Source organism: Actinoplanes sp. ATCC 53533, assembly GCF_003947245.1.
This window is the reverse complement of the sequence record NZ_QHHV01000683.1, coordinates 1-604: the sequence shown is the minus strand read 5'-3', so window position 1 is coordinate 604 and position 604 is coordinate 1. Positions and strand designations below refer to the sequence as shown.

Below are 604 nucleotides of genomic sequence, written 5' to 3'. Positions count from 1 at the left end.
TGCATCCGTTCCCGCAGCGCTGCCAGCACATGCTGTGCTTGAGTCTGGCTGACGCAGTGCACCACCGCGTCGTCCACGTACCGCTCGAAAGAGACGCCGGGGAACTTCCTCGCCATCCACAGATCGAACGCGTAGTGCAGAAACAGATTCGCGAGCACGGGCGAGACCGCGGAACCCTGCGGGGTTCCTCGGTCCCGGGCCTGCAACGAGCCGTCGGGCAGCATCAGCGGCGCTTGCAGCCACCGCCGGACATACAGCACCACCCACGGCAGGTCGGTGTTCGCCTCGACTGCCTTGACCACCAGGTCCCACGGCACGCTGTCGAAGAACTTCCGGATGTCGAGATCGATCACCCAGTCCGTCTTCCAGCACCGCGAGCGGCAGGTGGCCACGGCGTCGAGCGCAGACCGCCGAGGCCGATAGCCATAGGAGTCCGGATGGAAGATCGGTTCGGCCTTCCGCTCCAGTTCCATAGCCACGACCGTCTGGGCGATCCGATCGGCCACAGTCGGCACGCCCAAGATCCTCGTGCCACCCCCACTGAGCCTTCTCGATCTCCACCGCACGCACCGGCGGCGGGAAGTACGACCCCGAAGACATCCGA

1 protein-coding gene is annotated in these 604 nt (G+C 65.7%); it reads right to left on the bottom strand.

Annotated elements, in window-relative coordinates; all coding sequences use genetic code 11:
* Window positions 1-506: reverse transcriptase domain-containing protein (locus DMB66_RS60625; protein WP_255441713.1), on the bottom strand; the 506-nt coding region annotated here is incomplete at its 3' end.
* Window positions 507-604: the final 98 nt, after the last annotated feature.